This window comes from Streptomyces sp. Act143, assembly GCF_003143935.1.
GTDB lineage: Bacteria > Actinomycetota > Actinomycetes > Streptomycetales > Streptomycetaceae > Streptomyces.
Window position 1 is genome coordinate 3551229 of the sequence record NZ_QFRX01000001.1, and the last position, 8795, is coordinate 3560023.

The 8795-nt window shown below is 72.7% G+C and carries 5 protein-coding genes; all 5 read left to right on the forward strand.

The window, feature by feature from the left end:
• The first annotated feature begins 133 nt into the window (after positions 1–133).
• Complete coding sequence (locus DI272_RS15705; RefSeq protein ID WP_109495975.1) at positions 134–2062, forward strand: ABC transporter ATP-binding protein; 1929 nt, start codon at positions 134–136, stop codon at positions 2060–2062.
• Entirely contained in the window at positions 2059–3924 is a 1866-nt protein-coding gene (locus tag DI272_RS15710; protein WP_109495976.1) for an ABC transporter ATP-binding protein, read from the forward strand. The genes DI272_RS15705 and DI272_RS15710 overlap by 4 nt, the downstream gene beginning before the upstream one ends.
• A gap of 19 nt (positions 3925–3943) precedes the next feature.
• On the forward strand, positions 3944–5722 hold the full coding sequence (locus tag DI272_RS15715) for an ABC transporter ATP-binding protein (protein ID WP_109495977.1): 1779 nt from the start codon (positions 3944–3946) through the stop codon (positions 5720–5722).
• Complete coding sequence (locus DI272_RS15720; protein ID WP_109495978.1) at positions 5719–7482, forward strand: ABC transporter ATP-binding protein; 1764 nt, start codon at positions 5719–5721, stop codon at positions 7480–7482. The genes DI272_RS15715 and DI272_RS15720 overlap by 4 nt, the downstream gene beginning before the upstream one ends.
• A 285-nt stretch (positions 7483–7767) precedes the next feature.
• Positions 7768–8795: M4 family metallopeptidase (locus DI272_RS45300; protein ID WP_375138041.1), on the forward strand; the 1028-nt coding region annotated here is incomplete at its 3' end.

Consider the following 8795-nt stretch of genomic DNA (forward strand, 5'->3'; position numbering starts at 1 on the left):
ATGCGGGGGTACGACGATGCCGCGGACAGCGCGTCCGACGGGTCGAACGCGCAGGTCGTAGGACCAGCGGCCGAGCCCGGTCCGGCCAAAACTCGGTGGGCGTTGTCAGTGGCAATCCGTAGGCTCGCTGCTGATGCCCACGACACGTGCAACCCCCGGGAAACGCTCCGCCGTCAGAACCCTGCTGCGCCTGTGGCCGTACGTCAGACCGGTGCGGGCGCGGCTGTTCACCGCCGCGTTCGTCGCGGTGCTGGCCTCCTGCACGGGCCTGGTGATCCCGCTCGTCCTGAAGTGGATGGTGGACGGCCCGGTCGCCGACCGGGACCCCGCGGGTGTCTGGCTGGGCGCGCTGTTCCTGCTGTTGCTGGGCTTCGGCGAGGCACTGCTGTTCGGGCTGCGGCGCTGGCTGGTGGCCCGGCCGCTGTCGCACGTCGAGGCGGAGATGCGGTCGGACCTGTACCGGCATCTGCAACGGCTGCCGGTGGCCTTCCACGACCGCTGGGCGTCCGGCCAGCTCCTGTCGCGGGGCACCACGGACCTGATGCTGCTGCGCATGTTCCTCGCGTTCCCGCTGACGTTCCTGCTGGTCAACAGCGTGACGATCCTCGTCGGCGTGATCATCATGCTGCTCCAGGACTGGACCCTCGGGCTGGTGATCCTGGCGCCCGCGGTTCCGGTGATCATCTCCTGTCTGCTCTTCGAGCAGCGGTACTCCTCGGTGGCCCGGCAGGCGCAGGACCAGGTCGGCGATCTGACGACCGTCGTCGAGGAAAGCGTCCTCGGCATCCGCATCATCAAGGGCTTCGGCCGGCACCGCAGCCAGGCGCGGGCGTTCTGGGAGCTGTCCCGGACGCTGCGCGGGACGGAGTTGCGCAAGGCGCGGCTGCTGGCCGCGATCCTGACCGTCATCGTGACGCTGCCGGAGGTGGCGATCGGGGCGACGCTGGTGCTGGGGTCGGTGCAGGTGGCGGACGGGGAGCTGTCGGCGGGCACCCTGGTGGCGTTCCTGTCGACGGCGCTGGCGCTGCGCTGGCCGATCGACTCCATCGGCTTCCTGCTGGCGATGAGCCAGGACGCGGCGAGTGCGACGGAGCGGTATTTCGAGGTGCTGGACGAGGCCCCGGAGGACACCTCCGTGGCCGGCTCGACGCGCGCCTCGGGCAGCGGTCTGCAGTTCCACGACGTCCGCTTCCGCTACCCCGACGCCGCCCCCGACTCACCCCCCACGCTGGACCGCATCGACCTCCACATCCGCCCCGGCGAGTCCATGGCCCTGGTCGGCGCGACGGGCAGCGGCAAGACCACCCTCACGGCGCTGGTCCCGCGCCTGCACGAGGTGACGGAGGGCCGCATCACGCTCGACGGCGCGGACATCACCGCCATGTCCCGCGAGGAGCTGCGCTCGCTCGTCGCGATGGCCTTCGAGGAACCCACCCTGTTCTCCGCCAGTGTCGGCGAGAACGTCCTGATGGGCGCCGGTGATCACGAACTCGACCGTGCCCTGTCCATCGCCCAGGCGGACTTCGCGCACGCCCTCCCCCAGGGCACCGACACCCGGATCGGCGAGCAGGGCCTCAGCCTCTCCGGCGGCCAGCGGCAACGCCTGGCGCTGGCCCGGGCGGTCGTCGGCAGGCCCCGGTTCCTCGTCCTGGACGACCCGCTGTCCGCGCTGGACGTGCACACGGAGGCCGCGGTCGAGGCCGCGCTGCGCGACGTGCTCGCCGACACCACCGCCCTGATCGTCGCCCACCGCCCGTCGACCGTGCTGCTCGCCGACCGGGTGGCGCTGCTGTCAGGCGGCCGTATCACCGCCGTCGGCACCCATCACGAACTGCTGCGGACGAACGCCGAGTACGCCCACCTCATGTCCGGCTCCGGAGAGACGGAGGACGCCCGTCCCCTGCCCGGCTCCGGAGAAACGGCGGACACCCGTCCCCTGCCCGGCTCCAGAGAAACGCACGACGCCCACCCCCCGTCCGACTCCGGAGACACGCACGACACCCGCCCCCCGTCCGGCTCCAGAGAAACGCACGGCTCCGGGGAAATGGAGGACGCCCGATGACCGCGCCGACGACGGCCGCGCCCGCCACCGCCGACGGCGACGAGCCGGTAGCGGAGGTCCCGGACCGGGCGGGCGATCCATTCGACCGTGACGTCCTGCCCACCCCGCCCGGCGCGACCTCGGGCCTACTGCGTTCCCTGCTCGCCCCGATGAAGGCCCGTGTCGCCTTCACCAGCTTCCTGCTGCTGCTCCAGCAGGCGGCCGTCCAGGCGGGCCCGCTGCTGGTGGCATACGCGATCGACCGTGCCGTACCGGCGTTCCGGGAGGACCGGCACGGGCCGCTGATGGCGGTCGGGGCGGCCTACCTGCTGTGCTCGGTGGCCTCCGGCGGCCTCCAGTACGCGTTCATCCGCGCCTCCGCCCGGGTCAACCAGGACGTCCTGCTGGATCTGCGCGGCCGGATCTTCCGGCACGCCCAGGCACTCAGCGTCGACTTCCACGAGCGCTACACGAGCGGCCGCCTGATCTCCCGCTCCACCACGGACGTCGAGTCGCTGCGCGAGCTCCTCAACGAGGGCCTCCAGGAGCTGATCACGGTCATCCTGTCCTTCGTCTACATCTCGGCGATGCTGCTCTGGCTGGACCTCGGCCTGGGCGCGGTGGCGGTGGCGTCGTTCGTGCCGCTCTACCTCCTCGTCCGGAACTACCGGCGGCGCGCGGGCCGCGTGTACACGCTGCGTTCCACGGCCATCGCCGCCGTCATCGTGAAGTTCGTCGAGACGATGAACGGCATCCGCCCGGTGCGGGCGTTCCGCCGGGAGGACGCCAACGACGCCGAGTTCGCCGTACTGAACAAGCGCCACGAGCGCACCAACGGCGACGCGCTGCTGGAGATGGCCCGCTATGTCGTCGGCTCCCGGCTGGTCGCCAACACGGCGGTCGCGCTGATCGTGCTGTGGGGCGCCTACCGGGTGGCGGGCGGTTCGCTGGAGCTGGGCGTGCTGGCGGCGGCGGTGCTGTACCTGCGCCGGCTGTACGACCCGATCGACCGCCTGGGCATGTTCCTCAACTCCTACCAGTCCGCGGCGGCCTCGCTGGAGAAGATCGCGGGCCTGCTGGCCCAGACCCCGTCGGTCCCCGAGCCCGCCACGCCCCGCGAACTGCCGCCCCTGGAGTCCGAGCACCCCGGCCGCGAGGTCGTCTTCGACGGCGTCCGCTTCGCCTACCGCACCGGCGGCGAGATCCTCCCCCGCTTCGACCTCACCCTGCCCGCCGGGCAGACGGTCGCGGTCGTCGGCTCCACGGGCGCCGGCAAGTCGACCCTCGCCAAGCTCCTCGCCCGCTTCTACGACCCCTCCGCGGGCCGGGTCCTCCTCGACGGCGTCGACCTGCGCGAGCTGTCCGTTCCCGAACTGCGGCGCGGGGTCGTCATGGTGACCCAGGAGGCGTTCCTGTTCTCGGGCACGGTCGCCGACAACATCGCCATCGGCCGCCCCGACGCCACGCGCGAGGAGATCGAGCGGGCCGCGAAGGCGATCGGCGCCCACGAGTTCATCAGCGCCCTGCCCGACGGCTACGACACCGATGTCCGCAAGCGCGGCGGCCGTATCTCGGCGGGGCAGCGCCAACTGGTGGCGTTCGCGCGGGCGTTGCTCGCCGACCCGGCCGTGCTGATCCTCGACGAGGCGACCAGTTCGCTCGACATCCCGGGCGAACGGGCCGTGCAGCGCGCGATGTCGACGGTGTTGCAGGGCCGAACGGCGGTCGTGATCGCGCACCGGCTGTCCACGGTGGAGATCGCCGACCGGGTGCTGGTGATGGAGCACGGCCGGATCGTCGAGGACGGCTCGCCGGCCGAACTCATCGCGGGAACCGGCCGGTTCGCGGATCTGCACCGGGCCTGGCGGGACAGCCTGGCGTGAGTCTCTCAGGGGGTTACAGGTGATCGACGCGTACGAGGATCCCGGCACGCCCGACCGGCGCGGCGGCTGGCACTACCTGTGGTGGCTCGTGCGCTGCCAGCCGGGCCGTTCCGCGCTGGGCGCGCTGATCGCCAGCGTCTGGATGGTGCTGCTGGCGGCGACGCCGTACCTGATGGCGAAGGCGATCGACGAGGGCCTGGAACCCGGCGACCTGGGGATGCTCACGCTCTGGGCGACCGCGCTGTTCCTCGTCGGCGCGTTCAACGCGTGGCTGGGCATCATGCGGCACCGCACGATGACCCGGGTCCGGATGGACGCCAACTTCCGCACGGTCAAGGTGGTCGTGGGCCACGCGGTCCGGCTGGGCGCCGCGCTGTCCCGGCGGGCGGGGGCCGGTGAGGTCGTCACGATCGGGGTGGGCGACGTCCAGACGATCGCCTCCGCACTGACCGTGGTGGGCCCCGGCGTCGGGGCCGTCATCGCCTACCTGGTGGTCGCGGGACTGCTGCTCTCGATCTCACCGGTCATCGCCGCGGTCGTGCTGCTCGGGATGCCGGTGATCGTCGGGCTGGTCGGCCCGTTCCTCACCCGGCTGCAGGGCGCCGAGACCGAGTACCGGGAACGCCAGGGCATCCTCACCGCCCGCATCGCCGACCTCGCGGGCGGCCTGCGCGTCCTCAACGGCCTGGGCGGCAAGGGCCTGTTCGCCGACGCCTTCCGGCGCGACTCCCAGCGGCTGCGTGAACAGGGCTACCGGGTGGGGGCGGTGACCAGTTGGGTGCAGGCCCTGGGCGTCGGCCTGCCGACGCTGTTCCTCGCGGTGGTGACCTGGCTGGCGGCCCGGTTGGCCGCCCAAGGGCACATCAGCATCGGCGAGTTGGTGTCGGTGTACGGCTATGTGGCGGTGCTGGTGGGGCCGGTGGCGTTCTGGGTCGAGTGCGGGTACATGCTGAGCCGGGGGGTGGTGGCGGCACGGCGGGTCGTACGGTTCCTGAGCCTGGAGCCGATGGCGGACAGGGGGACGCGGGACGCGCCCGCGGAACCGTCGGTGCTGCATGATCCGGAGTCGGGGGTGCGGGTGCTGCCGGGCCGTCTGACGGCGTTGGCGGGGGCGCGCCCGGCGGACGCGGCGGAGATCCTCGACCGCCTGGGGCGCTACGCCCCGTCGAGGGCCACGTGGGGCGGAGTACCCCTGGACGAGATCCGGCTGCCCCAGGTGAGGGAGCGCATCCTGGTGGCGGACCACGAGGCGGAGGTGTTCGCTGGAACACTCCGGGAGGTGCTGACGCCGCCAAGGGGCGCAAGGAACTGCGCGACCAGCCACAGCGCACCCGCACCCGCACCCGCCGCACGACAATCCGAGGCACCCCCTCCCGCGCACCTCACCCAAGCTCTCCACACAGCCGCGGCGGAGGACATCGTCCAGGCCCTCCCCGACGGCCTCGACTCCCCTGTCGACGCGAACGCCCGCAACCTCTCCGGCGGCCAGCGCCAGCGCATCCGGCTGGCCAGGGCCCTCGCCGCCGACCCCGAGGTCCTGCTCGCCATTGAGCCCACCTCAGCCCTGGACGCCCACACCGAGGCCCGCGTGGCCACCCGCCTCAGAGAGGCACGCCGCGGCCGTACCACCGTGGTCACCACCACCTCCCCGCTCGTCCTGGCGCACGCGGACACCGTCATCCACCTGGTGGACGGCCAGGTCGCGGCCATCGGGACCCACCACGAACTCCTCGACGGCGACCCGGCGTACAGGGCCCTCGTGGCGAGGGACACCGACGCAGAGGAGCCCGTACGGTGACGACTTCCGGCCATCTGCCCGTCGCCGCCCCCGCCGACGTCCGCCGCGCGGCCGGACGCCTGGTCCGCGCCGACCGGCGCGCCTTCGCCGCCACCCTCGCCCTCAACGCCGCCGCGGCCGTCGCCGGGCTCGGCGGCCCCTGGCTGCTGGGCCGGATCATCGACGAGGTCCGGGCGAAGGGCGGCGTCGACGCGGTCGACCGCCTCGCGCTCGCGCTCCTCGTATGCGCCGTCGCGGAGTTGCTCCTCGCCCGCTGGGCCCGCTTCGTCGGCCACCGTTTCGGCGAGCGCACCCTCGCCCGGGTCCGCGAGGAGTTCGTCGACCGCACCCTCGCCCTGCCCGCGTCCACGGTCGAGCGGGCCGGCACCGGCGACCTGACGGCCCGCGGCACGGCCGACGTCTCCACGGTCGGCACCACGCTCCGCGACGCCGGTCCCGACCTGCTCATCAACACGGTCCGTTTCCTGATCGCGCTGGTCGCGGTGTTCGTGCTCGCCCCGCTGCTCGGCGCCGTGGGTCTGCTGGGCCTGATGCCGATCTGGTGCGCGCTGCGCTGGTATCTGCGGCGCGCCCGGGACGGCTATCTGGCCGAGGGCTCGGCCACCTCGGAGATCGCCGAGATCGTCGCGGCGACCGCGTCGGGGGCGCGCACGGTGGAGGCGTTGCGGCTGGCCGACAAGCGGACCGCGGCGAGCCGGGACGCGATCGAGACGGCGCGCCGCACCCGCTTCCACACCCTCTACCTGCGCAGCGTCTTCTTCCCGGCCGTCGAGGTGTCGTACGTCCTGCCGATCGCCGGCGTCCTGATCGTCGGCGGTGTGCTGCACGCGCACGGAGCGATGAGCCTGGGGGCGGTGGTCGCGGCGGCCCTGTATCTGCAGCAACTGACCGGGCCGCTCGACCAGATCCTGGTCCGGGTCGAGCAACTCCAGAGCAGCGGCGCCTCGTTCGCCCGGGTGGAGGGGCTGGCGCAGGCCCCGCGGGCCACCGCCCTCGACAACGCCCTGGTTCCCGCCGACGACCGTATCGACGTGACCGGCGCGCGCTATGCGTACGGCCGGGGCGTGGAGGTGCTGCACGGGGTGGACCTGACGGTGCGGCCCGGTGAGCGGCTGGCGGTCGTCGGTCCGTCCGGCGCCGGGAAGACCACGCTGAGCCGGCTGCTCGCGGGCGTCGACGCGCCCACCGCGGGCACGGTGACGGTCGGCGGCGTCCCGGTCGGGGCGCTCGGACCGGAGCAGCTGCGCCGCCAGGTCGTGCTGGTCACCCAGGAGCACCATGTGTTCCTGGGCACGGCCCGGGACAACCTCCGGATCGCCGAACCCGGCGCCGGGGACGAGGAGTTGTGGTCGGCGCTGGCCGCCGTCGGCGCCGACGCCTGGGTGCGGGAGCTGTCCGACGGTCTCGACACCCCGCTCGGGGAGGGCGGTCACCGCACCGACGGCTCGCAGGCCCAGCAACTCGCCCTGGCGCGGGTGGTGCTGGCCGACCCGCACACGCTGATCCTGGACGAGGCGACGGCGTTGCTGGACCCGACGACCGCCCGGCACACCGAGCGCGCCCTGGCCGCCGTGCTGGAGGGCCGTACCGTCATCGCGATCGCCCACCGACTGCACACCGCGCACGACGCGGACCGGGTGGCGGTGATGGAGGACGGCCGCCTGACCGAACTCGGCGCCCACGAGGAACTGGTGGCGGCGGACGGGGCGTACGCGGCCCTGTGGCACTCCTGGCACGGCGACCGGCCCGGACACGGCTAGACCAATTCTCCGTATACCGAACATGACCAACCGGGCAACGGACGATTTCCGGCCAACCTTCTGACGCGCTCCTGACAGAAACCGCGATCCCCTGCCACTCTTCCCACGGCCGCTTCACAGCAACCCCACAGCACCACCGTGTGAAGTGCTCGCCGCGCTTTCGCGCGCGCCGCCATGTTCCGCGTACTGCCCTGCTCTGCGTACTGCCCTTGTTGTGCCCGGACGGCGCACCAGCCGTCCGGTCTCCCCGGCCGCGCGACCCGCGGCCCGCAGAAGGAGTCAGTGTTGAGAGAGAGTTCCTCCCACAGACGCACCTCCCACACCGCACCGCGCACCACCCTGCACCGCCGTGCCGCCGCCGTGGCGCTCGTCGGTGTGTCCGCCCTGATCGCCGCGGCCGTCCAGTCGGGCGCCGCCACCGCAGCCCCGGAGAAGGCACCGTCGGCCGCGGGCAAGGTCATACCGGGCGCCGAGTCGGTCAAGCTGACCCCCGCCCAGCGTGCCGAGCTGCTGCGCACGGCCAACGCCGGCAAGGCGGACACCGCCCGCGAACTCGGCCTGGGCGCCAAGGAGAAGCTGGTCGTCCGTGACGTCGTCAAGGACGGCAACGGCACGGTCCACACCCGCTACGAGCGCACCTACGACGGCCTGCCCGTCCTCGGCGGCGACCTGGTCGTCACGTCCACCAAGGCCGACGCCACCGCGGGGGTCGTCAAGGCGACCCGCGCCACCATCAAGGTCGCCTCGGTGAAGCCGCAGCTGTCGACCGCCAAGGCCGAGCAGCAGGCCCTGAGCGCGGCGAAGGCGGAGAAGGCCAAGAGCCCCGACGTCAGCCACGCCCCGCGCAAGGTGATCTGGGCGGCCGACGGCAAGCCGACGCTCGCCTACGAGACGGTCGTGGGCGGCTTCCAGCACGACGGCACCCCGCAGGAGCTGCACGTCATCACCGACGCGGCGACCGGCGCGAAGCTGTACGAGTGGGAGGCCATCGAGACCGGCACCGGCAACACGGTGTACTCGGGCACGGTCAACCTGACCACCACGCAGTCGGGTTCGACGTACAACCTCACCGACGGCGCCCGCGGCGGCCACAAGACGTACAACCTCAACCGCGGCACCTCCGGCACCGGCACGCTGTTCTCCGGCTCGGACGACGTCTGGGGCAACGGCAGCCCGTCGAACCTGGAGTCGGCGGCGGCGGACGCGCACTACGGTGCCGCGCTGACGTGGGACTACTACAAGAACATCCACGGCCGCAGCGGCATCCGCGGCGACGGGGTGGCGGCCTACAGCCGGGTGCACTACGGCAACGG

Bases quoted from the DNA above. Each gene is read 5' to 3' on its own strand.
- DI272_RS15710 (WP_109495976.1), top strand. From the start codon at position 2,059: ATGACCGCGCCGACGACGGCCGCGCCCGCCACCGCCGACGGCGACGAG.
- DI272_RS15705 (WP_109495975.1), top strand. From the start codon at position 134: ATGCCCACGACACGTGCAACCCCCGGGAAACGCTCCGCCGTCAGAACC.